This is a genomic window from Burkholderia sp. MS455, from assembly GCF_016899445.1.
Classification (GTDB): Bacteria; Pseudomonadota; Gammaproteobacteria; order Burkholderiales; family Burkholderiaceae; genus Burkholderia; species Burkholderia pyrrocinia_C.
Genome location: NZ_CP041779.1, coordinates 2,071,436 through 2,094,373, shown reverse-complemented (window position 1 = coordinate 2,094,373; position 22,938 = coordinate 2,071,436). Strand labels below are relative to the sequence as shown.

22 protein-coding genes and 1 pseudogene are annotated in these 22,938 nt (G+C 66.0%); 11 read left to right on the top strand and 12 right to left on the bottom strand.

The genetic code is table 11. From position 1 onward, the window contains the following. Positions 1-22: 22 nt before the first annotated feature. Positions 23-832, bottom strand: a complete 810-nt coding sequence (gene hyi, locus FPJ27_RS28725) for a hydroxypyruvate isomerase (RefSeq protein ID WP_204423560.1) — start codon at positions 830-832, stop codon at positions 23-25. Positions 833-875: 43 nt separating this feature from the next. Then, entirely contained in the window at positions 876-2,651 is a 1,776-nt protein-coding gene (gene gcl, locus FPJ27_RS28720) for a glyoxylate carboligase (RefSeq protein ID WP_204423559.1), read from the bottom strand. A 166-nt stretch (positions 2,652-2,817) separates the two neighbouring features. Here gcl and FPJ27_RS28715 point away from each other — a divergent pair, with 166 nt between their 5' ends. From FPJ27_RS28715 to FPJ27_RS28670, 10 genes are all read left to right on the top strand, one after another. Beyond that, positions 2,818-3,729 carry a LysR family transcriptional regulator gene (locus tag FPJ27_RS28715; RefSeq protein ID WP_152857503.1) on the top strand — a complete coding sequence of 304 codons (912 nt, stop codon included), beginning with the start codon at positions 2,818-2,820 and terminating at the stop codon, positions 3,727-3,729. Positions 3,730-3,906: 177 nt separating this feature from the next. Beyond that, positions 3,907-4,548, top strand: coding sequence for an RNA polymerase sigma factor (locus FPJ27_RS28710; RefSeq protein ID WP_204423558.1), 642 nt, complete (start codon positions 3,907-3,909; stop codon positions 4,546-4,548). After that, complete coding sequence (locus tag FPJ27_RS28705; protein WP_204423557.1) at positions 4,538-5,425, top strand: zf-HC2 domain-containing protein; 888 nt, start codon at positions 4,538-4,540, stop codon at positions 5,423-5,425. Before FPJ27_RS28710 ends, FPJ27_RS28705 begins: the two co-directional genes overlap by 11 nt. Positions 5,426-5,657: 232 nt before the next feature. Continuing rightward, positions 5,658-6,032 carry a 30S ribosomal protein S6 gene (rpsF, locus tag FPJ27_RS28700; protein ID WP_004193673.1) on the top strand — a complete coding sequence of 125 codons (375 nt, stop codon included), beginning with the start codon at positions 5,658-5,660 and terminating at the stop codon, positions 6,030-6,032. A 40-nt stretch (positions 6,033-6,072) separates the two neighbouring features. Next, positions 6,073-6,372, top strand: a complete 300-nt coding sequence (gene priB, locus FPJ27_RS28695; RefSeq protein WP_011657069.1) for a primosomal replication protein N — start codon at positions 6,073-6,075, stop codon at positions 6,370-6,372. A gap of 4 nt (positions 6,373-6,376) precedes the next feature. Further along, on the top strand, positions 6,377-6,652 hold the full coding sequence (rpsR, locus tag FPJ27_RS28690) for a 30S ribosomal protein S18 (protein WP_034181234.1): 276 nt from the start codon (positions 6,377-6,379) through the stop codon (positions 6,650-6,652). Between the two features lie 27 nt (positions 6,653-6,679). Beyond that, positions 6,680-7,132, top strand: coding sequence for a 50S ribosomal protein L9 (rplI, locus tag FPJ27_RS28685; RefSeq protein ID WP_047900882.1), 453 nt, complete (start codon positions 6,680-6,682; stop codon positions 7,130-7,132). Between the two features lie 139 nt (positions 7,133-7,271). Further along, entirely contained in the window at positions 7,272-9,695 is a 2,424-nt protein-coding gene (gene dnaB, locus FPJ27_RS28680; RefSeq protein WP_204423556.1) for a replicative DNA helicase, read from the top strand. 138 nt (positions 9,696-9,833) lie between these two features. Beyond that, complete coding sequence (locus FPJ27_RS28675; protein WP_204423553.1) at positions 9,834-10,460, top strand: DUF47 domain-containing protein; 627 nt, start codon at positions 9,834-9,836, stop codon at positions 10,458-10,460. A gap of 10 nt (positions 10,461-10,470) precedes the next feature. After that, entirely contained in the window at positions 10,471-11,481 is a 1,011-nt protein-coding gene (locus FPJ27_RS28670) for an inorganic phosphate transporter (protein ID WP_072437194.1), read from the top strand. Positions 11,482-11,624: 143 nt separating this feature from the next. Here FPJ27_RS28670 and FPJ27_RS28665 read toward each other — a convergent pair whose 3' ends face one another. Further along, positions 11,625-12,704: a C40 family peptidase gene (locus FPJ27_RS28665; protein ID WP_204423550.1), complete on the bottom strand. Its 1,080-nt coding sequence runs from the start codon at positions 12,702-12,704 to the stop codon at positions 11,625-11,627. 238 nt (positions 12,705-12,942) lie between these two features. After that, on the bottom strand, positions 12,943-14,745 hold the full coding sequence (locus FPJ27_RS28660; RefSeq protein WP_204423549.1) for a PhoH family protein: 1,803 nt from the start codon (positions 14,743-14,745) through the stop codon (positions 12,943-12,945). On the opposite strand from FPJ27_RS28660, the pseudogene FPJ27_RS36645 reads away from it, so the two are divergent. Then, a pseudogene (locus FPJ27_RS36645) lies at positions 14,647-14,885 on the top strand (hypothetical protein); the annotation flags it as partial. The gene FPJ27_RS28660 and the pseudogene FPJ27_RS36645 sit on opposite strands and share 99 nt — an antisense overlap. Positions 14,886-15,077: 192 nt before the next feature. Here the strand turns inward: FPJ27_RS36645 and FPJ27_RS28655 are convergent. From FPJ27_RS28655 to FPJ27_RS28620, 8 genes are all read right to left on the bottom strand, one after another. Then, complete coding sequence (locus FPJ27_RS28655; protein ID WP_006756046.1) at positions 15,078-15,539, bottom strand: peroxiredoxin; 462 nt, start codon at positions 15,537-15,539, stop codon at positions 15,078-15,080. Between the two features lie 113 nt (positions 15,540-15,652). After that, a complete protein-coding gene (locus FPJ27_RS28650; RefSeq protein ID WP_204423548.1) occupies positions 15,653-16,549 on the bottom strand; it encodes a polysaccharide deacetylase family protein in 897 nt (298 codons plus the stop codon). A gap of 13 nt (positions 16,550-16,562) precedes the next feature. Next, positions 16,563-17,618 carry a bifunctional UDP-4-keto-pentose/UDP-xylose synthase gene (locus FPJ27_RS28645; protein ID WP_051983717.1) on the bottom strand — a complete coding sequence of 352 codons (1,056 nt, stop codon included), beginning with the start codon at positions 17,616-17,618 and terminating at the stop codon, positions 16,563-16,565. Then, entirely contained in the window at positions 17,615-18,562 is a 948-nt protein-coding gene (locus tag FPJ27_RS28640) for a formyltransferase (RefSeq protein ID WP_204423547.1), read from the bottom strand. Before FPJ27_RS28640 ends, FPJ27_RS28645 begins: the two co-directional genes overlap by 4 nt. After that, a complete protein-coding gene (locus FPJ27_RS28635; RefSeq protein WP_072437199.1) occupies positions 18,559-19,581 on the bottom strand; it encodes a glycosyltransferase in 1,023 nt (340 codons plus the stop codon). Before FPJ27_RS28635 ends, FPJ27_RS28640 begins: the two co-directional genes overlap by 4 nt. Before the next feature lie 6 nt (positions 19,582-19,587). Further along, complete coding sequence (locus tag FPJ27_RS28630; RefSeq protein WP_204423544.1) at positions 19,588-20,739, bottom strand: DegT/DnrJ/EryC1/StrS aminotransferase family protein; 1,152 nt, start codon at positions 20,737-20,739, stop codon at positions 19,588-19,590. Between the two features lie 130 nt (positions 20,740-20,869). Beyond that, positions 20,870-21,241, bottom strand: coding sequence for an SMR family transporter (locus tag FPJ27_RS28625; RefSeq protein WP_034181245.1), 372 nt, complete (start codon positions 21,239-21,241; stop codon positions 20,870-20,872). Positions 21,242-21,254: 13 nt separating this feature from the next. Next, positions 21,255-22,931: a glycosyltransferase family 39 protein gene (locus FPJ27_RS28620; RefSeq protein WP_204423541.1), complete on the bottom strand. Its 1,677-nt coding sequence runs from the start codon at positions 22,929-22,931 to the stop codon at positions 21,255-21,257. Positions 22,932-22,938: the final 7 nt, after the last annotated feature.

Here is a 22,938-nt window from a genome sequence, read left to right as displayed (position 1 = left end):
GCGAAAGCGGGAAGGGCGGATCTCAGGCGGCGCGGCGCGCCGAGCCCGGCGCGCAGCCGGCGACGCTTTGCAGCCAGCCGAGGCCTTCCGTCGTGGTGGTACGGGGCTTGTATTCGCAGCCGACGTGGCCGTTGTAGCCGAGCCGGTCGAGCAGTGCGAACAGGAACGCGTAGTTGATCTCGCCCGTGCCCGGCTCGTTGCGGCCCGGGTTGTCCGCGAGCTGGACGTGGCCGATCGATGCGAGGTTGCGTTCGATCGTCGCGGCCAGTTCGCCTTCCATGCGCTGCATGTGATAGATGTCGTACTGCAGGAACAGGTTGTCCGAGCCGACCGCGCGGATCACGTCGAGCCCTTCGGCCGAACGGTTCAGCGCGAAGCCCGGGATGTCGAAGCTGTTGCACGGCTCGACGAGCAGGCGGATGCCTTCGCGCTTCAGCGCGTCGGCCGCAAAGCGCAGGTTGTCGACGATCGTGACGAACGTCTTGTCGCGCGCCGTGCTCGCCGACGGGATGCCGACGAGGCAGTTCAGTTGCGGCACCTTCAGTGCCTTCGCATACTCGATCGCACGGCCGACGCCTTCCTGGAACTCGCCGACGCGATCGGGCAGGCACGCGATGCCGCGCTCGCCCTGGTCCCAGTTGCCGGCGGGCAGGTTGTGCAGCACGAGGCGCAGGCGGTGCGTTTCGAGCCGCTCGGCGAGTTCCTCTTTTGCGTACGGATACGGGAACAGGAACTCGACGGCGTCGAAGCCCGCGTCCGCGGCCGCCTTGAAGCGGTCGAGGAACGGCACTTCGTTGAACAGCATGGTCAGGTTTGCAGCAAACTTCGGCATGAGCTAAGCCTCTTCGGTCGGTCAGTCAAAAATGTCCTGCGGATCAGTCGAGCATCGAGATTGCGGTCGGTGCGTGCTCGGCCTTTTCGGCGAGATCCTCGAATTCGTTGATCGCGTCGATTTCGGTGCCCATCGAGATGTTCGTCACGCGCTCGAGGATCACTTCGACGACCACCGGCACGCTGAACTCTTCCGCGAGCGATTGCGCCTGCCGCAGCGCCGGCTCGATCTCTTCCGGCTTGAACACGCGCAGCGCCTTGCAGCCGAGGCCTTCGGCGACTGCCACGTGATCGACGCCATAGCCGTTCAGTTCCGGTGCGTTCACGTTGTCGAACGCGAGCTGCACGCAGTAGTCCATGTCGAACGCACGCTGTGCCTGGCGGATCAGCCCGAGGTACGAGTTGTTCACGACGACGTGCACGTACGGCAGCTTGAATTGCGCGCCGGCCGCCAGTTCCTCGATCATGAACTGGAAGTCGTAGTCGCCGGACAGCGCGACGATCGGGCGGCTCGGGTCGGCCGCACGCACGCCGAGCGCGGCGGGGATCGTCCAGCCGAGCGGGCCGGCCTGGCCGCAGTTGATCCAGTTGCGAGCCTTGAACACGTGCAGGAACTGCGCGGCGGCGATCTGCGACAGGCCGATCGTACTGACGTAGCACGTATCCCGGCCGAACACCTTGTTCATCTCTTCGTACACGCGCTGCGGCTTGACCGGCACGTTGTCGAAGTGCGTCTTGCGCTGCAGCGTGCGCTTGCGTTGCTGGCAATCCGCGACCCATGCGCTGCGGTCCTTCAGCTTGCCGGCGGCCTTCCATTCCTGCGCGACGGCGACGAACAGCTCCAGCGCGGCCTTCGCATCCGACACGATGCCGAGATCCGGGCCGAACACGCGGCCGATCTGCGTCGGCTCGATGTCGACGTGCACGAACTTGCGACCCTTCGTGTAGACCTCGACGCTGCCCGTGTGGCGGTTCGCCCAGCGGTTGCCGATGCCGAGCACGAAGTCGGACGCGAGCATCGTCGCGTTGCCGTAGCGGTGCGACGTCTGCAGGCCGACCATGCCGGCCATCAGCGGGTGGTCGTCCGGAATCGCACCCCACGACATCAGCGTCGGGATCACCGGCACGCCGATCGTTTCGGCGAACCGGACGAGCAGGTCTTCGGCCGCCGCGTTGAGCACGCCGCCGCCCGACACGATCAGCGGCTTGTTCGCGTCGTTGAGCATCGCGAGCGCCTTCTCGATCTGCGCGCGGGTGGCCGCGGGCTTGTAGACCGGCAGCGGTTCGTACGTGTCGATGTCGAACTCGATTTCGGCGAGCTGCACGTCGATCGGCAGGTCGACCAGCACCGGGCCCGGACGGCCCGAGCGCATCAGGTGGAATGCCTGCTGGAACACGCGCGGCACGAGCGCCGGCTCGCGCACGGTGACGGCCCACTTGGTGACCGGCTTCGCGATCGACTCGATGTCGACGGCCTGGAAGTCTTCCTTGTACAAGCGTGCACGCGGTGCCTGGCCCGTGATCGCGAGGATCGGAATCGAGTCGGCCGATGCGGAGTAGAGGCCCGTGATCATGTCGGTGCCGGCGGGGCCCGACGTGCCGATGCACACGCCGATGTTGCCCGGGGCGGCACGCGTGAAGCCTTCGGCCATGTGCGAGGCGCCCTCGACGTGGCGGGCCAGCACGTGGCTGATGCCACCCGACTTGCGCATGGCGGAGTAGAACGGGTTGATGGCTGCACCCGGCACGCCGAACGCGGTCTGGATGCCTTCCTTCTCGAGCACGAGCACTGCTGCGTCGACGGCTCTCATCTTGGCCATGAATGTCTCCTTGAATGTGGCGGATCGTGCGAATCGGTCTGTTGGGGACACTTTAGGGATGCAGGAAAGGTTTGATAAGATCAGCCGGAGTCGCTTATTTCGAAACTAAAAGTATGGAATGACGGCCGGACGGGGCTTCCCGCCGGTGTCGGAACGGAGACGGCAGATGGATCGCTTCAAGCAGATCGAGACGTTCGTGCGGGTTGCCGATGCCGGCAGCCTCGCGGCGGCGGCGCTCGAGGAGGGCGTGTCGCCGGTGGTGCTCGGGCGGCGCATCGATGCGCTCGAGAAGCGCCTCGGCGTGAAGCTGATGTACCGCTCGACGCGGCGGCTGGTGGTCAGCGAGGACGGCGCCGCGTTCCTCGAACGCTGCCGCGGGCTGCTGTCCGAATGGGACCAGGCCGAGAACGAGCTGGCCGCCGGGCGGCGCGCGGTCAGCGGGCACCTGATCGTGTCCGCGCCGGCCGCGTTCGGGCGCAAGCACGTCGCGCCGCACGCGCCGGGCTTCCTGGCCGACAAGCCCGAGATGCAGCTGTCGTTCAACCTGACCGACCGTGTCGTCGATCTCGTGCGCGAAGGCTACGACCTGTCGATCCGGATTGGTGGCGCCGTCGATCCGAACTTCGTCGCGGTGAAGCTCGCGTCGAACCGGCGCGTCGTGTGCGGCACGCCCGACTATTTCCGCCGGCACGGCCGACCGAAGTCGCTCGACGACCTGCTGAAGCACAACTGCCTCGCGTTCAACCTGCAGGGCGGGCAGAACCGCGGCTGGTATTTCCAGCGCCACGGCAAGATCGCGACGATGCGCGTCGCGGGCAATCTCGACTGCAACGACGGTGAGTTGCTGCACCGCTGGGTGGCCGAAGGCCTCGGGCTCGGCTGGCGCTCGACGTGGGAAATCGCCGCGCAGCTCGAAACGGGCGAGCTCGAGACCGTGCTCGACGAGTATGCGCTGCCCGACTACGACATCCTCGCCGTCTACCCGCAACAGCGCTACGTGCCGGCGCGCGTGCGCTATTTCATCGACTACCTGCGCGACGCGTACGCGCGCCCCGGCTACTGGAGCACCACGCCGTAACGGCGGCGGGCGGCCCGGCCACAGGGCTGACCATGGATTTTTTACGCTTCGTGTGCGTTGCGCGGGAATAAACTCGACGCAGCGACGGTAAGGTCATCGAGCGCGCACGTTGCCGGTCTGTCCGGGCGCCATGCGCGGAACGGGCGCGGTTTCGGCCGCCGGGACCAGGGAGGCCATGTGGGGCAAGCCGGACAGGCGGTCGATGAGCGGGCGGAGGGCGATGCGATAGCGCGCGGCGAGCGGTTTCGTACGCTCGTGCTGCCGCATCTCGACGCCGCGTACAACCTCGCGCGCTGGCTGAGCGGCAGCGCCGGCGATGCGGACGACGTCGTCCAGGACGCGTGCATGCGCGCGCTGCGCTTCATCGATTCGTGTCGCGGCGACAACGCGCGGCCGTGGCTGCTGACGATTGTGCGCCACACCTGGTACACCGAATGGCGGCGCCGTACGCACGCGCACGAGGTCGCGCTGCCCGACACGCTCGACGACACCGACGTTCCCGACGACTGGCAACCGGCGACCGAGGATCCGCTCGCGCAATTGCTGCGCGGCGAGAACGTACGGCTCGTGAATGCGGCGCTTGCGAAGCTGCCGCCCGAATACCGCGAGGTGCTCGTGCTGCGCGAGATGGAGGACCTGAGTTACCGCGAGATCGCGGCGATCGCGGACGTGCCGGTCGGCACGGTGATGTCGCGGCTCGCGCGCGGCCGTCGCAGGCTCGCCGTGCTGCTGGGCGGCGACACCACGCCGGCGGCCAAAGGCAGGCCGGGCCATACGCCGGCAGGCGGAACCGCATCGGAGGCTATCGATGGACTGTAACGAAGCGCGAGCATTGCTGGACGCGGACGTCGACCGCGAGCTGTCGGCGCCCGATGCGTTGCGCGTCCAGCAGCATGTCGACGGGTGCGACGCGTGCCGCCGCGATCGCGCGCGGATCGTCACGCTGGTGCAGGCCGTGCGGCAGGCCGACTATCACCGCGCGCCGGATGCGCTGCGGGCGAGCATCCTTGCGAGCCTGCCGGCAGCCGGGGACGGGCGCGCCCGCGGGCAATCCCGGGCGGAACCCGAGCCCGAGCGGCGATCGCAGCCGCGGCCGCGCGGCCGTCGCTGGTTTTCCTGGCTGGGCGGCGGCGTATCGGCACGCCCGGCGCCGGCGGGTCCGGGGCCGCGCGTCGCCGCGCTGCCCGGGCTCGGCTGGGGCGTGGCGCTGATGGTCGCGCTTGCCGCGGCGGCCGGGATGGCGCTGTCCGCGCGCCACGCCGACACCGACCGCACGGTCGACGAACTCGTCGCGAGCCACGTGCGGGCCGACCTGTCGGCGCGCGCCATCGACGTGATCTCGACCGACCGGCATACGGTCAAGCCGTGGTTCAACGGCCGGCTCGACTATGCGCCGCCGGTCGAGGATCTCGCGGCGAGCGGCTTCGCACTGGTCGGCGGCCGGCTCGACTATGTCGGGCGGCGTCGCGTCGCGGTGCTCGTCTACCGTTACCGGCAGCACGTGATCGACGTCTACGTGCGGCCGGCGGGTGAAGGGCCGGCGGCCCCGTACGCGACCGTGTCGCAGGGCTACGCGCTCGACCGCTGGGACGCGGCCGGGATGACGTGGTGGGCCGTGACGGACGCGGAGCCGTCGGCGCTCGCGGCGTTCAGGACGGCGCTCGACGCGCGGCTCGCCGGCACGCGCAGCGAGTGACGACGCACGGGCCGCGGCCCGTGCACTTGTGTCCCGACCCCGATCGAAAAAAGGGCGACGGGCGGCCGATTACGCAGGCCCAGCCCTTCAAGTCTTTGAAAACACGGCCGAATCCGGCTGCGAATCGTTGATTGGCCTTGCATGCGCCCCGTATCCGGGTTAGAATCTTCGGCTTCTCACTTGCCACACCGGTTCAGACGCCCGGGTGGCTTTAATCCACAAGGAGTGTGTAATGCGTCATTACGAAATCGTATTCATCGTGCACCCCGATCAAAGCGAGCAAGTGCCCGCGATGATCGAGCGTTACAAGTCCACGATCACGTCGCACGGCGGTCAGATCCACCGCGTCGAAGACTGGGGCCGTCGCCAACTGGCCTACATGATCGAGAAACTCGCGAAGGCTCACTACGTCTGCATGAACATCGAGTGCGACCAGACGACGCTCGACGAACTCGAACACGCGTTCAAGTTCAACGACGCCGTGCTGCGCCACCTCATCGTCAAGATGAAGAAGGCCGAAACCGGCCCGTCGCCGATGATGAAGGAAGTTCAGCGCGAAGAAGCCAAGAAGGCGGCTGCAGCTCAGCCGACCGAAGCGCAGGCTTAAGTTCGTCATTCATTAAGCCATCAAGGAGCGCGCCACTCACGTGAACAGGTTGCAATTGACGGCGAGCGTCGTCGAACGCGCACCGGTGCGATATACGCCGGCAGGCGTTCCGATCGCAAGCGCCACATTGCATCACCGCACGGAAGTCGTCGAAGCAGGCATTCCCCGTCAGGTCGAAATGACGATCGAGGCGGTGGCGGCCGGTGAGGCGAGCGGCAGGCTGGAAAGCCGTGAAATGGGCGTCGAGACGCTGTTCACGGGCTTCCTGGCAAAGAAAAGCCGCAACGCGAGAACCTTGGTGTTTCACATCACTGCATTGCAGGACATTGGAAAGGACTGAAATCATGGCCCGCCCGACTGGTAAAAAATTCGACAAGCGTCGTCAGCAACAAAACCCGCTCTTCAAGCGCAAGAAGTTCTGCCGTTTCACGGCCGCCGGCGTCGATCAGATCGACTACAAGGACACGGAAACGCTGAAGGACTTCATCGGCGAAAACGGCAAGATCACGCCGGCTCGTCTGACGGGTACGAAGTCGCACTATCAGCGTCAGCTCGACACGGCAATCAAGCGTGCGCGTTTCCTCGCGCTGCTGCCGTACACCGATCAGCACAAGGCGTAACTCGGCGACGCCATAAGGAGAATTCGAATGCAAATCATTCTGTTGGAAAAAGTCGCCAATCTGGGTAACCTCGGCGACATCGTCAAGGTCAAGGACGGTTACGCTCGCAACTTCCTGATCCCGAACCGCAAGGCTCGCCGTGCAACGAAGGAAGCGATCGCCGAATTCGAAGTGCGCCGCGCTGAACTCGAAAAGATCGCCGCTGAAAAGCTGGCAGCCTCGCAGGCAGTCGGCGAGAAGCTGAACGGCCAGTCGTTCGAAATCACGCAGAAGTCGGGCGTTGACGGCCGTCTGTTCGGCTCGGTCACGAACGGCGACGTCGCGGAACTGCTGAAGAAGGCAGGTTTCGAAGTCGAGAAGCTGCAAGTTCGCATGCCGGAAGGCCCGCTGAAGATGATCGGCGAGCACAACGTCCAGGTCGCGCTGCACACGGACGTCGTCGTCGACGTCACGGTCAACGTGATCGGCGACCACGCGTAAGCGTACGCGAGCTTTCCGGGCGGCCTCCGCTGTCCGGACAAGGGCAGGCGCCCGGGCAACCGGGGCCTGCCTTTTTTATTGCCGCATCACTGGCGGCCGGTATGGCGTCGTCCGGTGTAATTCGCGATAATCCCAACCCATGAACGCGCCGCAAGATCCTCAAATCGAATCGCTGAAAGTCCCGCCGCATTCGGTCGAAGCCGAACAGTCGGTGCTCGGCGGCCTGTTGCTCGACAACGCGGCATGGGACCGGATTGCCGACTTCCTGTCGCAGGGCGATTTCTATCGCTACGACCACCGGATCATCTACGAGCACATCGGCCGGCTGATCGCGTCGACGCGCCCGGCCGACGTCGTCACCGTGTACGAAGCGATGACCACGTCCGGCAAGGCCGACGACGTCGGCGGGCTCGCGTACCTGAACGCACTCGCGCAGAACACGCCGAGCGCGGCGAACATCCGTCGTTATGCGGAAATCGTGCGCGACCGTGCGGTGCTGCGCCGGCTCGTGTCGGTCGCCGACGAAATCTCGGCCGACGCGTTCAATCCGCAGGGCAAGGAAGTCCGCCAGCTGCTCGACGAAGCCGAGTCGAAGGTATTCTCGATCGCCGAAGAGGGCGCGCGCGGCAACCAGGGCTTCCTCGAGATCGGCCCGCTGCTCACGCAGGTCGTCGAGCGCATCGACACGCTGTACCACACCGCGAACCCGAGCGACGTCACCGGTACGCCGACGGGCTTCGTCGACCTTGACCGGATGACGTCCGGGATGCACGGCGGCGAACTGATCATCGTGGCGGGGCGCCCGTCGATGGGTAAGGCCCAGCCGCTCGACGCACGCGTCAGGACGCTGGCGGGCTGGAAGCCGATGGGCGAGTTGGCGGTCGGCGAAGCGCTCGCTTCGGTTGACGGCGCACCGTCGGTCGTGACCGGCATTTACCCGCAGGGTGAACGCCAGGTGTATCGGGTCCGTTTCTCGGACGGCCGCTCGGCCGAATGCTGCGACGAGCACCTGTGGTGCGTCCATTTTCGCGGGTGGGGCAAGCCGCGCGTGCTGTCGACCGGGGAGATTCGCACGTTGCTGGCGCGCGAACGTTACCGGAACCGGTTGTGGATCGACATGCCGAGCGGCGAGTTCGGCCATCGGGAAGCGCTGCCGGTCGACCCGTGGGTGCTCGGCGCGCTGCTGGGCGACGGTGCTATCGGCGGTACTGCCGTGCGTTTCAGCGTGAAGGCCGAGGAAACGCTGAACCGGATGCGTGCGCGCGTCGACGCGTCGCTCGAGCTCGAACACGCGGGCCAGTACGACTGGCGCATCAAGCGCCGTCCATCCACGGCCGGCGAAACCCGGCCGTCCGCCAACCCGCTCAAGGCCGCCCTCGAGCAGCTCGGTGTATGGGGGAGGACGAGCTACGACAAGTTCATCCCGCGCAGTTACCTCGATGCGGACAAGGACACGCGGCTCGATCTGCTGCGCGGGCTGCTCGACACTGACGGCTGGGTCGAGTCGTGGGGCACGGTGCGTTATTCGACCGCCAGTGCGCAACTGGCGAACGATGTGCGCGAACTGGCGCGTTCGCTCGGCGCGTGGTGCCAGATTGCCGAAAAGGCGACGAGCTTCACGGTCGACGGCGAACGCAAGACCGGCGCGACGGCCTATGTTTGCACGATCAGTCATCCGGATCCGCAGAGCCTGTTCCTGTTCGAGGGCAAGCGCGAGCGGCTCGCGGGCGGACGGATGCGCCGCAAGATGCCGGTTATCACCGGCATCGAGCCGACGCGCCGAACGGCCACGCAATGCATTTCGGTCTCGCATCCGTCGCGGCTGTACGTGACCGACGATTACGTCGTGACCCACAACACCGCCTTCTCGATGAACATCGGCGAGTACGTCGCGGTCGAGTACGGGCTGCCGGTCGCGGTGTTCTCGATGGAAATGCCGGGCACCCAGCTCGTGATGCGTATGCTCGGCTCGATCGGCCGGCTTGACCAGCACCGGATGCGTACGGGCCGCCTGACGGACGAGGATTGGCCGAAACTGACGCACGCGGTGCAGAAGATGAGCGAGGCGCAAATCTTCATCGACGAGACGGGCGGCCTGAACCCGATGGAATTGCGCTCGCGCGCGCGGCGTCTCTCGCGGCAATGCGGCAAGCTCGGCCTGATCATCGTCGACTACCTGCAGCTGATGTCGGGTTCGTCGCAGGGCGAGAACCGCGCGACCGAAATCTCGGAAATCTCGCGATCGCTGAAGAGCCTGGCGAAGGAACTCGACGTGCCGGTGATCGCGCTGTCGCAGCTGAACCGCGGCCTCGAACAGCGTCCGAACAAGCGTCCGGTGATGTCCGATTTGCGCGAATCGGGCGCAATCGAACAGGACGCGGACGTGATCCTGTTCATTTATCGCGACGAAGTTTACAACCCGGACAGCCCGGACAAGGGCACGGCCGAAATCATCATCGGCAAGCAGCGTAACGGCCCGATCGGTCCCGTTCGGCTCACGTTCCTGGGTCAATACACGAAGTTCGACAACTTTGCCGGAGCGCAGAACTTCTACGGCGAGTAGCGCCGGATGTAAACCCTTATTTCGCCAAGCGTTGTATCCAATCCCGGCGTGCGCATATGCGCGCGTCGCGGCGCGACCGAAAACGGTACAATGTCGCCCGTTTTCGTGACAGTAGTTTGACAATCTCTCAGGAATCCCATGTTCGGTCGATTCATGCCCACCGAGGGCAAGTTCTTTGAACTCTTCAACGCGCACGCAAAGCACATCGTTGCCGGCGGACGCGAACTCGAACTGCTGATCGACAATCTCGCCGACGCCGAGATTCACAAGCAAAACGTGCAGACGGCCGAGAAGGCCGCCGACAAGCTCACGCACGAAGCGATCGATCTGCTGCACAAGACTTTCATCACGCCGCTCGATCGCGACGAGATCCACAAGCTGATCACGACGATGGACGACATCCTCGACCTGATGGAAGACGTCGCGACGGCGGTGTCGCTGTACGACGTGCGGGCCGTCACGTCCGAGGCGAGCCAGCTCGCGCACATCGTCACGCAGTCGGCGCAGCACGTGCAGCAGGCGGTCGGGATGCTGTCCGACATGAAGCAGTCGGCGCAGATCCTCAAGCAGTGCGAGGAGATCGACCGCTGGGAGTCGGAGGCCGATCGCGTGCTGCGCGCCGCGATGTCGAAGCTGTTCCGCGAAGAAGACGACGTGAAGACGCTCATCAAGCTGAAGGCGATCTACGAGCTGCTCGAAGAGATCACCGACAAGTGCGAGGACGTCGCGAACATCATCGAAGGCATCGTGCTGGAAAACGCCTGAGCGGACCACGATGCATTCGATACAACTCGCCCTATGGATGGTCGCGACGCTGGTGCTCGTCGCGCTCGTATTCGACTTCATGAACGGCTTCCACGACGCGGCGAACTCGATCGCCACCGTCGTGTCCACCGGGGTGCTGAAACCCCAGCAGGCCGTGGTGTTCGCGGCGGCGTTCAACGTCATCGCGTATTTCATCTTCCACCTTAAAGTCGCGCAGACCGTCGGTAAAGGCACGATCGATCCCGAGATCGTCGACCACTACGTCGTGTTCGGCGCGCTGGTCGGCGCGATCGGCTGGAACGTGATCACCTGGTACTACGGGATTCCGTCGAGCTCGTCGCACGCGCTGATCGGCGGCCTCGTCGGCTCGGCACTCGCGAAGTCGGGCTGGAGCTCGCTGAACATCGACGGGCTGATGAAGACCGTCGCGTTCATCTTCATTTCGCCGCTGCTCGGCTTCATCCTCGGTTCGCTGTTCATGCTCGGCGTGTCGTGGCTGTATTTCCGTACCGCACCCAGCAAGGTCGACCGGCGGTTCCGCAGGCTCCAGCTGCTATCGGCCGGCCTGTACAGCCTCGGCCACGGCGGCAACGACGCGCAGAAGACGATCGGCATCATCTGGATGCTGCTGATCGCGTCGGGCTATGCGTCGGCGACGTCCGATGCGCCGCCCGCGTGGGTGATCGGCGCGTGCTACCTGTCGATGGGCCTCGGCACGCTGTTCGGCGGTTGGCGCATCGTGCGCACGATGGGCCAGAAGATCACGAAGCTCAAGCCGGTCGGCGGTTTCTGTGCCGAAAGCGGCGGCGCGATCACGCTGTTCATCGCGTCGTTCCTCGGCATCCCCGTATCGACCACGCATACGATCACCGGCGCGATCGTCGGCGTCGGCGCGACGCAGAAGCTGTCGGCCGTGCGTTGGGGCGTTGCCGGCAACATCGTGTGGGCGTGGGTGCTGACGATTCCGGCATCCGCGTTGATCGCGGCCGGCGGATGGTGGCTCGGACACCGGATTTTCTGATCGCCGACGCTGCGGGATCGACATGAAATGCGCCGCAAGCCGAAAGGCTGCGGCGCATTTTCTTTGGGGGCGAGGAAGTTTGCGACGAACGGCGGGGCTGCGGCGGATGCCGCCGAGGTTACCGTCGGCGTTTGAGCAACGGGCTAGTAGCTTCCGTTCGCGAACCGGGCAATCGGATCGTCTGCGGTGCCGGTGCGCGGGCTAACGGGCGCGGATTGCGTCGACGCACGCAGCACCTGCACGGCCGCGGGCTCGGTGCCGCGCGGCGACGTCGCGGCTGCTGCCGGTGGCGGCTCCGCATCGAATGCGGCAGCCTGGGCGGCCGTCAGTGCCGTCGTCGGAATCTGCGTGCCGGCTTCTACCGGGCCGGCCGGCGCTGCGTTCGCCGTCATTGCGGTCAGGCCGCCATCGCCAATCGCCGATGTTGCCTGCTGCCGGGCTGCCTGCACGCGCGTCGGCGGCGGTTCGTACGGATCGGCGGGTGCGGCCGCAGGCGCCACTGCCGCGGTCGTCACGGCCGGCATGACCGGAGCGGGCGACTGCGTCGCTCTGGCTTGCGACGACGCATAGGCAGGCTGCCGCGCCGCGGCGGCAGTCATGACGGGGGCGGGCGCAACCGCCGGCGGGTTGCGCGGCTCGTCGCGCTTCGCCTCGTAGGTCGGCGCATCGAACGGCGCGGGCGTCGCGCGCGGTGGCGCGACGCGGCGAATGCCGTCGAAACGCTTGGCCCAGTACGGGTTCGTCAGGTAGTCGAGCCGCACGGTGCCGCCCGTCGACGGCGCGTTGACGAAGCGCAGCTTGCCGACATAGATGCCGACGTGCGAATGCGGCCGCCCGGTCGTATTGAAGAAGATCAGGTCGCCCGGCGCGACCTGGTCGGGCTCGATCGACACGCCGCGGTCGCTCATGTCGGCGGTCGTGCGCGGCAGGTTCACGTCGGCCGCGCGGCCGATCACGTAGCGCACGAGCCCGCTGCAGTCGAAACCGCTCGTCGGCGTATTGCCGCCCCAGCGATACGGGACGCCGACCAGGCTCATCGCCTGGATCGAGATTTCTTCCTGGCCGACGCTGTGATCGACGAATTTCGGGAAATTGGCGGGAGCCGGGAATGCGCGCGGCGTCGTGATCTTCATTCCCGGCTCGCGCGATGCCGACTGCGGCGGCACGCTGGAGCAGGCCGCAAGCAGCGAAACGACGGCGAGGGGGACCCAGATTCGAAGCATGGCAAGGCGGGCGAGCGCGGCGCACTCGCGAATCGTATGACAACAGACAGACCCGATGGTAGACGCTCCGGCGGGGCTTAAGCAACCATTCTTGAGAATTTACTTGAAGTTTCGCGCGTAAATGGGGTTATTGCGTGACGACGCGTTACAGCGTTTTCGACCCCAAATAAAAAACGGCGCTCCGGAAACGGAGCGCCGCAATGCGTCGAAAGCCGGCCGGAGAGGACGGCCCGCCGTGTTACAGGATGTCCGACGCGTAGTCGGCGAGCCGCGAGCGTTCGCCGCGCGCGAGCGTCACGTGGCCGCTGTGGCCCCAGCCCTTGAAGCGGTCGACGACGTAGGTCAGGCCCGAACTGCCTTCGGTCAGGTAAGGCGTGTCGATCTGCGCGATGTTGCCGAGGCACACGATTTTCGTGCCGGGGCCCGCGCGCGTGACGAGCGTCTTCATCTGTTTCGGCGTCAGGTTCTGCGCTTCGTCGATGATCAGGTACTTGTCGACGAACGTACGGCCGCGCATGAAGTTCATGCTCTTCACCTTCAGGCGCGAACGGATCAGTTCCTGCGTCGCGGCACGGCCCCATTCGCCGGCGGCATCGTCGGTCTTCTGCAGCACTTCGAGGTTGTCGTCGAATGCGCCCATCCACGGCTGCATCTTCTCCTCCTCGGTACCGGGCAGGAAACCGATGTCCTCGCCGACGGGTACGGTCGCGCGCGTCACGATGATCTCGTTGTAGCGCTTGTCGTCGAGCACCTGCGCGAGGCCGGCCGCGAGCGCGACGAGCGTCTTGCCGGTGCCGGCCTGGCCGAGCAGCGTGACGAAGTCGATCTCGGGGTTCATCAGCAGGTTCAGCGCGAAGTTCTGCTCGCGATTGCGCGCGGTGATGCCCCACACGTTGTTCTTGTGGTGGCTGTAGTCGCGCAGCGTCTGCAGCAGCGCGGTCTTGCCGTTCAGCTCGCGGACGATCGCGTGGAACGTCGGTTCGCCGTTCTGCGGCTCGAGATAGACGAACTCGTTGACGAGCATCGACGCGACGAGCGGACCCGTCACGCGGTAGTACGTGGTGCCCGTCTTCGTGTCCTGCCAGCTCTCCATGCCCTTCGCGTGCTTGGTCCAGAAGTCCTGCGGCAGTTCGCGCACGCCGTTGTAGAGGAGATCCGAGTCCTCCAGCACCTGGTCGTTGAAGTAGTCTTCCGCGGGCAGGCCGAGCGCATGCGCCTTGATCCGCATGTTGATGTCTTTCGACACCAGCACGACCTGGCGGTCGGGCCGGTCGCGCTGTAGCGCGCGCACGACGCCGAGGATCTGGTTGTCGGCCTTGCCGGTGGGCAAGCCTTCGACGGGCGCGATGTCGGCGAGCTTCGTCTGGAAGTACAGGCGGCCGAGCGCCTCGCGGCTGCCGAGGCGCGACAGCGGGATGCCTGCCGTGATCGCGCCCGCATCGGCGACGAGCGCGTCGAGCGTGCGGCTGACCTGGCGTGCGTTGCGCGCGACTTCGGACATCCCCTTCTTGTGGTTGTCGAGTTCCTCGAGCGTCATCATCGGCAGATAGACGTCGTGTTCCTCGAAGCGGAAGAGGCTGCTCGGGTCGTGCATCAACACGTTGGTGTCGAGTACGAACAGTTTCTGCAGTTCGGCGTCGGCGGGCTTGCGGCCGCGCGATTTCGTCGCCGTACCGGCATCGCGCGCGGGAGCCGCGGCCGGTTTGTCGGCGGCCGGCTTGTCGTTGCGCGCGACGACCGGCGCCGCGGGTGCGGCGGGCGCCGGCATCGGCTGCAACAGTGCGGCCGTCTGTCTGGTCTTGCGGCCGCGTGCGGGTGCGCTCGCGGCATCTTGCGCCGAAGACGCGACGGCGCGCAGCGGCGCGGCCGTGTTCGCGGCTTCGATCATCGGTTGGGCCACGCTGGCCGGACCATAATCACCGGCTGTGGATGCGTCCCCTTCGGCGGATTTCTTCGCGGCTTTCGCGGGCCGCGCTTTCGCCTTGTATTCGTCGGGCGGCAGAAGGCTGCCGAGCTTGCTGGGGGGAGTAGGCAAAGGCATGGTGTCCCTCGGGAGGAATCGTGTCGCAAGGCGTGCGCCGCTGATCGCATCCTGCTTGACGTAGACGCATGCAGTTTGCGCGCGGTGGCGCACAGGAATTTCGTCTAGCCGGTTCGCCTAAATGTCGATCAGCTCCTTGACGGGGTGAGGGCCGGACCGAGGGCCGGCGCGCAATCCATAAAAAAAGCCGCTGCCCCGTCGACAGGGGCATGCGGCTCGGCTGATACCGTCGTGATGCGCGTCAGGTGCCGGGAAGCATCGCATCGAGCACCGGCGCAGCTACGAGAAATATGGGGCGAACTGGCATTCATTGCGGCCCAATATAACGCGCCTCAAAGCGCTTGTACAGCACTTAGCACGTCGTCCACATGACCCGGCACCTTGATGCCGCGCCATGCCTGACGGAGTACGCCGTCGGCGTCGATCAGGAACGTCGAGCGCTCGATTCCGCGCACTTCCTTGCCATACATCTTCTTCATCTTGATGACATCGAACAGCGCGCACAGCGCTTCGTCGGCATCCGAGATCAGCGGGAACGGCAGTTCGAGCTTTGCCTTGAAATTGTCATGCGAGCGCAGGCTGTCGCGCGACACGCCGATGACTTCCGCACCGGCTTTCTTGAACTTCGGATAAAGATCGCGGAACTGCAGCCCTTCGGTCGTGCAGCCCGGCGTGTTGTCCTTCGGATAGAAGTACAGCACGAGCTTCTTGCCCTTCAGGTCGGACAGCGAAATGTCGCCGCCTGTGGCCGGTGCGGTGAAATCGGGAACTTGACGGTCAACTTCGACAGACACGTGTTTCTCCTGTTGTTATGGAAAGGCGCCGCTGCGGCGCGGTTCGGCGGGGCGCCGCGGCAGCGCGCCGCAAGGGCGCGGCGGGCGACGCCGGCTCGCGCGCGAACTCGAACTCAGTCGGGCTGGACGATCAGTTCGCCGGAGCGGCCGGGGATTTCGCCCCACGTGACAGGGTACGATGGCAGCGAGTCGCGGTCCAGCGTCGCGTGGTAGTCGCCCATCGTCGCAAACGTGTGGCCTTGCGCGCGCCAGCCGGCGAGCAGTTGCTCGAACACGGGCGCGAGCTTCTGGCCTTCCAGTTCCGCGTGCAGCGTGAACACCTGGTCGTGCGGATTGGTTTCGGTGAACCTGAGGATGTGCGCGGCGACGTTGTGCGTGTCGACGCCGTCGATGCCGAGCACTTCGTCGAGCGTGGGCAGCGTCGTCGGCATCTGCACGTGCGACAGCGTGCGGCCGCCGACGACGGGCAGGTACGGCGAATGGCCGCGGCCGTCGGATGCGTAGCGCATCCCCCATGCGTCGATCTGCTCGAACGCGGAGTCGTTCATCTGCCAGCCGGCCGCGCCGTGCGTGACGGGCGGCGCGCCGAAGATCTCGATGAAGCGCGCATGGCTCTTCTGCATTTCACGCGCGGTCCAGTCGCGATCGCGCGCGCGGACGTTGTCCTGCCAGTACACGTGATCCCACGTGTGGATCCCGCATTCGAAGCCGGCCTCGTGAATCGCGCGCATGTCGGAGATCGCGCGGCGGCCGATGTCGGGGCCCGGCAGCAGCACGCCGTACATCAGCTGCTTCACGCCGTAGTGCTCGACCACCGACGTGCGCGACACCTTCTTCAGGAAGCCGGGGCGGAACACGCGCCGCAGCGCCCAGCCCGTGTGATCGGGCCCGAGGCTGAAGAGGAAGGTCGCGCGCGCACTGAAGCGGTCGAAGATGCGCGCGAGGTTCGGCACGCCTTCGCGCGTGCCGCGCAGCGTGTCGACGTCGATCTTGAGGACGATGCGAGCCAAGCGAGCGTCCCGGTCAGCCTTGCTGTTCGACGAGCGCGCGCGCGTCGGCGACGTGGCCGCGATACGCTTCGAAGATGTTGCGCAGCGCGTCGTCGAACGTCGCCTGCGGCGCCCAGCCGAGTTCCTGCATCGTGTTGTCGATCTTCGGCACGCGGTTCTGCACGTCCTGGTAGCCGTTGCCGTAGTAGGCGCCCGACGTCGTCTCGACGAGCTTCACCTGCTTGGCCGAATCGGCGTACTCGGGGAATTCCGCCGCCAGTTCGAGCATCTTGTGCGCGAGCTCGCGAACCGAGAAGTTGTTCTTCGGATTCCCGATGTTGTAGATCTTGCCCGATGCGACGCCGTTCTTGTTCTCGATGATCTTCATCAGCGCGCTGATGCCGTCGCCGATGTCGGTGAACGCGCGCTTCTGCGAGCCGCCGTCGACGAGGCTGATGTTCTCGCCGCGCACGATGTGGCCGAGGAACTGCGTGACGACGCGCGAGCTGCCTTCCTTCGGCGTGTAGATCGAGTCGAGGCCCGGGCCGATCCAGTTGAACGGGCGGAACAGCGTGAAGTTCAGGCCTTCCATCCCGTAACCCCAGATCACGCGGTCCATCAGCTGCTTCGAGCACGCGTAGATCCAGCGCGGCTTGTTGATCGGGCCGTAGGTGAGGGCCGATGCGTCCGGGTCGAACTGCTCGTCCGAGCACATGCCGTAGACCTCGGAGGTCGACGGGAACACGAGGTGCTTGCCGTACTTGACGGCCGAACGCACGATCGGCAGGTTCGCCTCGAAGTCGAGCTCGAACACGCGCAGCGGCTGCTGGACGTAGGTGGCGGGCGTCGCGATCGCGACGAGCGGCAGGATCACGTCGCACTTCTTCACGTGATACTCGACCCACTCCTTGTTGATCGTGATGTCGCCTTCGAAGAAATGCATCCGCTCGTGGTTGACGAGGTCGCCAAGCCGATCGGTCTGCATGTCCATGCCGAACACTTCCCAATCGGTGGTTTCAAGAATGCGCTTCGACAGGTGATGGCCGATGAAGCCGTTCACACCCAGGATCAGGACTTTTTTTGCTTTCATGAATGACGGGAAGAATGAATGAACTGCGCGAATTCCGCGGGCGTCACGACGGTTTCGCTGCCGCCGCGCTGCTGCCACAGCTCGAGAATGGATAGGGCGCGGCTGTCGCCGCAGACGCCGAATAGCGCATTATCGCTTACGTGCAGGCCGGGCGGCAAATCTGCCGCGGCGGCCGCTGCCGGGCTGCCGGGCGCCGCGAGGCGCGCGCGCGCGATCACGAAACGCGTGCCGCCGACGTCCGTGAACGCGCCCGGATACGGCGGCGCGACCGCACGCACCAGGTTGTAGACCTGCGCGGCCGGCTTCGACCAGTCGACGCGGCCGTCTTCGGGCTTGCGCCCGCCGAAGTAGCTGCCGGTCGCGAGATCGTTCGGCAGGTGCGCCGCCTCGCCCGCGAGCAGCGCGGGCAGCACGCGCCAGAGCGTCTGCTCGGCGGCCACCGTGACCTTGTCGAACACCTGCGTGGCCGTGTCGTCCGGCAGGATCGGCACCGCGGTCTGGCCGATGATCGCGCCCGCGTCGGGCTTCGCGGCCATTTCGTGCAGCGTCGCGCCGGTTTCGGTCTCGCCGTTCAGCACGGCCCAGTTGGTCGGTACCCGACCCCGGTATTTCGGCAGCAGCGAACCGTGCATGTTGTACGCGCCGCGCGGCGCGATCGCGAGCAGGTCCACCGGCAGCATGTGCCGGTAGTAGAACGAGAAGATGAAATCCGGCTGCGCGTCCGATACCGCGCGGCGCAGCGCCGGATCGGCGGGATCGGCCGGCGTGACGACCGGAATGCCGTGCTCGGCCGCGACGGACGCGACGCTGCCGAACCAGATGTTCTCGTTCGGGTTGTCCTCGTGCGTGACGACGAGCGCGACGTCGACGCCGCGCGCGAGCAGCACCTGCAGGCACCGCACGCCGACGTTGTGATACGCGAAGACGACCGCGCGCGGCTTCATTGCGCGGCTCCCGCGCGGTTCTCGCCGGCCGGCACCGCCGGCATGCCGTCGTGCTGCTCGAGCACGGCCTGGATCAGGTAGCGCGGCCGTGCGCGCACCTGCTGGTAGATGCGGCCGACGTATTCGCCGAGCAGGCCGAGCGCGAAGATGATCACGCCGAGCAGGAAGAACGTGATCGCGAACAGCGTGAACACGCCTTGCACTTCCGCGCCGACGATGAAGCGCCGCACGAGCAGCAGCACGAACAGTGCGGCGGAGCCGAGCGACAGGATCACGCCGATGAACGACAGCCACTGCAGCGGCACGACCGAGAAGCCCGTCACGAGGTCGAAGTTCAGCCGGATCAGGCTGTACAGAGAGTACTTCGACTCGCCCGCGAAGCGCTCCTCGTGCGCGACCTCGATTTCGGTCGGCTTCTGCGCGAACGTATAGGCAAGCGCCGGGATGAACGTGTTGACTTCGCCGCACACGTTGATCGTGTCGATGATGCGGCGGCTGTACGCGCGCAGCATGCAGCCCTGGTCGGTCATCTTGATGCGCGTGATGCGCTCGCGCAGCCGGTTCATCATCTGCGACGCCTTGCGTCGCCACAGGCTGTCCTGGCGCTGCTTGCGGATCGAGCCGACGTAGTCGTAGCCCTCGCGCATCTTCGCGATCAGCTTGCCGATTTCCTCGGGCGGGTTCTGCAGGTCGGCGTCGAGCGTGATGACGATCTCGCCGCGCGACTGCGCGAAGCCCGCGAGGATCGCCATGTGCTGGCCGTAGTTGCCGTTGAGCAGCACGACGCGCGTCGTGTCGGGGCGCACGTGGAACTGGTCGGCGAGCATCGCGGCCGAGCGGTCGCGGCTGCCGTCGTTGATCAGGATCACTTCGTATGACGTGTCGAGTGCGTCGAGCGCCGGATACAGCCGCGCGAACAGCGCGGCGAGGCCGTCTTCCTCGTTGTACACGGGGATGATGACCGATACTTCCGGTTGCCCGGCGCCCGGATGCCCGGCGCGTGCTTCAAGGTGACTCATGTACGCTTATTTTCCGTATTGTTCGCAAATCTGGTTGATGGCGTCGACCACGCGACGCACGTCGCCCTCCGTCATCTGCGTGAACAGCGGCAGCGTGACGGTCGACGCGCCGTACCGTTCGGCGTGGGGGAACATGCCCTCCTTGAAGCCGCGCGCACGGTACAGCGTGAAAAGATGGATCGCCGGGTAGTGGACGCCCGTGCCGATGCCGCGTTCCTTCATCTGCGCCATGAACTCGGCGCGCGGGATCGACAGCCGCTCGAGCGGCAGCGTGATCTGGAACATGTGCCAGTTGCCGTTCTCGAATTCGGCGACCGGCAGGCCGACGCCGAGCTTCGCGGCCGGGCTACCGTCGAACGCGGCGAAATACGCGCGCGCGAGCGCACGGCGCTGCGCGGTGAAGCGCTCGAGGTGCGGAAGCTGGCCGAGGCCGACGCGCGCGGCGACGTCGGTCAGGTTGTACTTGCCGCCGAGCACGTCGCAGTCCATCCCGTCGAAGCCCGTGCGCGTGATGCCCTGCAGCCGGTACTTCTGCGCGAGCGTCGCCTCGTCCTCGTTGTTCAGCACGAGCGCGCCGCCTTCGATCGTCGTCAGGTTCTTGTTCGCGTGGAAGCTGAACGACACGATGTCGCCGAACGCGCCGATGCGCTTGCCGTTCCACGTCGAGCCGAGCGCCTGCGCCGCGTCTTCGATCACGCGCAGGTTGTGCGCGCGCGCGATCGCGTACAGGCGGTCCATGTCGACCGGCAGGCCGGCCAGGTAGACGGGGATGATCGCCTTCGTGCGCGGCGTGATCGCCTGCTCGAGCTTGTCGAGGTCGATGTTGCGCGTGACGGGATCGATGTCGGCGAACACGGGCGTCGCGCCCGTCTCGAGGATCACGTTGCTGGTCGAGACCCACGACGCCGGCGTCGTGATCACCTCGTCGCCGGCGCCGACGCCCGCGATGCGCAGGCCGATCTCGAGCGTGCAGGTGCCCGAGTTGAACGCGCGGACCGGACGGCCGCCGCAGTATTCGGACAGCGCCGCTTCGAATTTCTGGCACTGCGGGCCGGTGGTGATCCAGCCCGAGCGCAGCACTTCGACGACGCCCTGGATGGTTTCCTCGTCGATCTCGGGGCGGGTGAACGGCAGAAACGGAGCGGTAGTCTGGCTCATGAACGCTTTGGCCTGTAATGGCGTGTAATAAAAGGGTCGGGCAATCCCGTCCGAAACCGGCATTAAACACCGGTTGGCGGATTCGTACCGTGATTTTTTGTAGGCGGACGCTTAACGCCACGAGGCATGCTCAGCTTCGTGCAAGCACGAGTACCCCGATCAAAATGATGCCGATGCCGACGAGCCGCTGGACCGACAACACCTCGCCGAACAGGTACCAGGCCGCGAATGCGTTGACGACGTAGCCGAGCGACAGCATCGGGTACGCGATCGACACGTCGACCCGCGACAGCCCGAGGATCCAGACGACGACGCTCAGCACGTAGCAGCTCAGGCCGCCGATGATCGGCAACTGGGTCGCGATCTTCAGGCCGACCGGGATGATGTTCGCACGGCTGAATTCGAAGTGTCCAACGGCGTTGACGCCGGCTTTCAGCAGAAGTTGCGCACAGGCGTTGAGCATCACGCCGGTGATGATGCAGACGAACGAAACGGGATTCATGCGGCGGGCGTCCTTACGATTGCGGTTTCTCGACGATCACGCGGCGGTTGTCGCGCGCGATCACGCGCATCGGCACGCCTTGCTTGACCAGCGCGTCGTACTGGCCGGGCGGCATGATCGCGAGCGCATGGGTTTCCTGTTTCCAGCGCGTGATCCATTCGTCGACGGTCGGAATCCATTTGTTCGGCTCCACCGAGATCCCGAACGCGAGCTCGTCCCGGCGCTGCACCATGATCGTCGTGTGGCCCATGTAGAACGGGAACGTGTGATCGAGCATCTCGATCGAGTAGAACGGCGTGTCGGGCGGCAGCTTCGCCAGTTCGGCGCGCACGGCGGGCGCGAGTTGCGCGCCCGAGCTGTAGCGGCCGAACTCGTCGTGCCCGGTGCCGCCGATCGTGCCGAACGCGAGCCAGGCGGCGCCGAACGCGGCGATCGCGGCGGCCACGCCCGCGCGGCGGTTCAGCCACGCGGCCGCGAGCGTCAGCGCGGCCGCGATCGCGAGGCCCGCGTACAGCCACATCTGGAACGCGCGGTACAGCGCGTTCGGCGTGCGGGCATCGCCCTGGTACGCGAGGAAGATGATCCCGAATGCCGCGGCGACGAAGAACACGAGGTAGCCGAGCAGGTGGCGTCGGAACCGGTCGGCCGACACCAGCGGCAGGTACGCGCCGACGATCAGCGCGAGCGCCGGCGCGATCGGCAGCACGTACGAGATCAGCTTCGAATGCGACGCGCTGAAGAACAGGAAGATGAACGCGCTCCAGATCAGCAGCACGAGCATCGGCGAGAAGCCGTTCGGCTGGCGCGGCATCCGCAGCGCATGGCGGATGCTTTGCCACGCGACCGACAGCCACGGCAGGAAGCCGACCAGCAGCACCGGCACGAAGTAGTACAGCGGCCCGGGGCGGTTCTGTTCCGGGGTCAGGTAGCGGCGGAACTGCTGGACGATGAAGAAGAAGTTGAAGAACTCGGGGTTGCGCTGCTGGACGAGCACGAACCACGGCGTGACGATCGCGAAGAAGATCACGAGGCCGCTGACGAGATACAGGCGCTTCCACAGCGCCCAGTCGCGCGCGATCAGCGTGTAGAGCACGAGCACGGCGCCGGGCAGGATCAGGCCGACGAGGCCCTTCGACAGCACCGCGAACGCCATTGCGGCCCAGCACGCCCACATCCAGCCGCGCACCGCGGCCGGGCGCAGCCCGGGCCGCTGCGCGAGCAGCAGCGAGCACAGCGACAGCGCCATCCAGAACGCGAGCCCCATGTCGAGCGCGTTGAAGTGGCCCATCAGGTTCCAGTACGGCGAGCTCGCGAGCACGACGGCCGCGAGGAAGCCCGACAGCGGGTTGAACAGGCGCGCGCCGGTGAAGCCGACGAGCAGCACGCCGGCGAAGCTCACGACGGCCGTGTAGAGGCGCGCCTGCCATTCGCCGATGCCGAACCACGCGAACGTCAGCGCGTTCAGCCAGGTCTGCAGCGGCGGCTTCTCGAAGTACTTGTAGCCGTTGTAGCGCGGCGTGATCCAGTCGCCGGTGACGAACATCTCGCGTGCCATCTCCGCGTAGCGGCCTTCGTCGCTCGGGATCAGGTGGCGCAGCCCGAGCGGCGCGAACCAGACGATCGCGAGCGCGACGAGCAGGAGGACGAGCGTGATGCGATTGAGCGGTAGCCTCGACGGCGTATCGTTCATGGGTTTT

What these genes read in the sequence shown, in the direction of transcription:
- rplI (WP_047900882.1), top strand. Translation starts at nt 6,680, where the DNA reads ATGCAAATCATTCTGTTGGAAAAAGTCGCCAATCTGGGTAACCTCGGC.
- rpsF (WP_004193673.1), top strand. Translation starts at nt 5,658, where the DNA reads ATGCGTCATTACGAAATCGTATTCATCGTGCACCCCGATCAAAGCGAG.
- gcl (WP_204423559.1), bottom strand. Translation starts at nt 2,651, where the DNA reads ATGGCCAAGATGAGAGCCGTCGACGCAGCAGTGCTCGTGCTCGAGAAG.
- FPJ27_RS28640 (WP_204423547.1), bottom strand. Translation starts at nt 18,562, where the DNA reads ATGAAGCCGCGCGCGGTCGTCTTCGCGTATCACAACGTCGGCGTGCGG.
- FPJ27_RS28665 (WP_204423550.1), bottom strand. Translation starts at nt 12,704, where the DNA reads ATGCTTCGAATCTGGGTCCCCCTCGCCGTCGTTTCGCTGCTTGCGGCC.
- FPJ27_RS28630 (WP_204423544.1), bottom strand. Translation starts at nt 20,739, where the DNA reads ATGAGCCAGACTACCGCTCCGTTTCTGCCGTTCACCCGCCCCGAGATC.
- FPJ27_RS28675 (WP_204423553.1), top strand. Translation starts at nt 9,834, where the DNA reads ATGTTCGGTCGATTCATGCCCACCGAGGGCAAGTTCTTTGAACTCTTC.
- FPJ27_RS28705 (WP_204423557.1), top strand. Translation starts at nt 4,538, where the DNA reads ATGGACTGTAACGAAGCGCGAGCATTGCTGGACGCGGACGTCGACCGC.
- FPJ27_RS28625 (WP_034181245.1), bottom strand. Translation starts at nt 21,241, where the DNA reads ATGAATCCCGTTTCGTTCGTCTGCATCATCACCGGCGTGATGCTCAAC.
- FPJ27_RS28620 (WP_204423541.1), bottom strand. Translation starts at nt 22,931, where the DNA reads ATGAACGATACGCCGTCGAGGCTACCGCTCAATCGCATCACGCTCGTC.
- hyi (WP_204423560.1), bottom strand. Translation starts at nt 832, where the DNA reads ATGCCGAAGTTTGCTGCAAACCTGACCATGCTGTTCAACGAAGTGCCG.
- FPJ27_RS28635 (WP_072437199.1), bottom strand. Translation starts at nt 19,581, where the DNA reads ATGAGTCACCTTGAAGCACGCGCCGGGCATCCGGGCGCCGGGCAACCG.
- FPJ27_RS28645 (WP_051983717.1), bottom strand. Translation starts at nt 17,618, where the DNA reads ATGAAAGCAAAAAAAGTCCTGATCCTGGGTGTGAACGGCTTCATCGGC.
- rpsR (WP_034181234.1), top strand. Translation starts at nt 6,377, where the DNA reads ATGGCCCGCCCGACTGGTAAAAAATTCGACAAGCGTCGTCAGCAACAA.
- dnaB (WP_204423556.1), top strand. Translation starts at nt 7,272, where the DNA reads ATGAACGCGCCGCAAGATCCTCAAATCGAATCGCTGAAAGTCCCGCCG.
- FPJ27_RS28660 (WP_204423549.1), bottom strand. Translation starts at nt 14,745, where the DNA reads ATGCCTTTGCCTACTCCCCCCAGCAAGCTCGGCAGCCTTCTGCCGCCC.
- FPJ27_RS28715 (WP_152857503.1), top strand. Translation starts at nt 2,818, where the DNA reads ATGGATCGCTTCAAGCAGATCGAGACGTTCGTGCGGGTTGCCGATGCC.
- FPJ27_RS28670 (WP_072437194.1), top strand. Translation starts at nt 10,471, where the DNA reads ATGCATTCGATACAACTCGCCCTATGGATGGTCGCGACGCTGGTGCTC.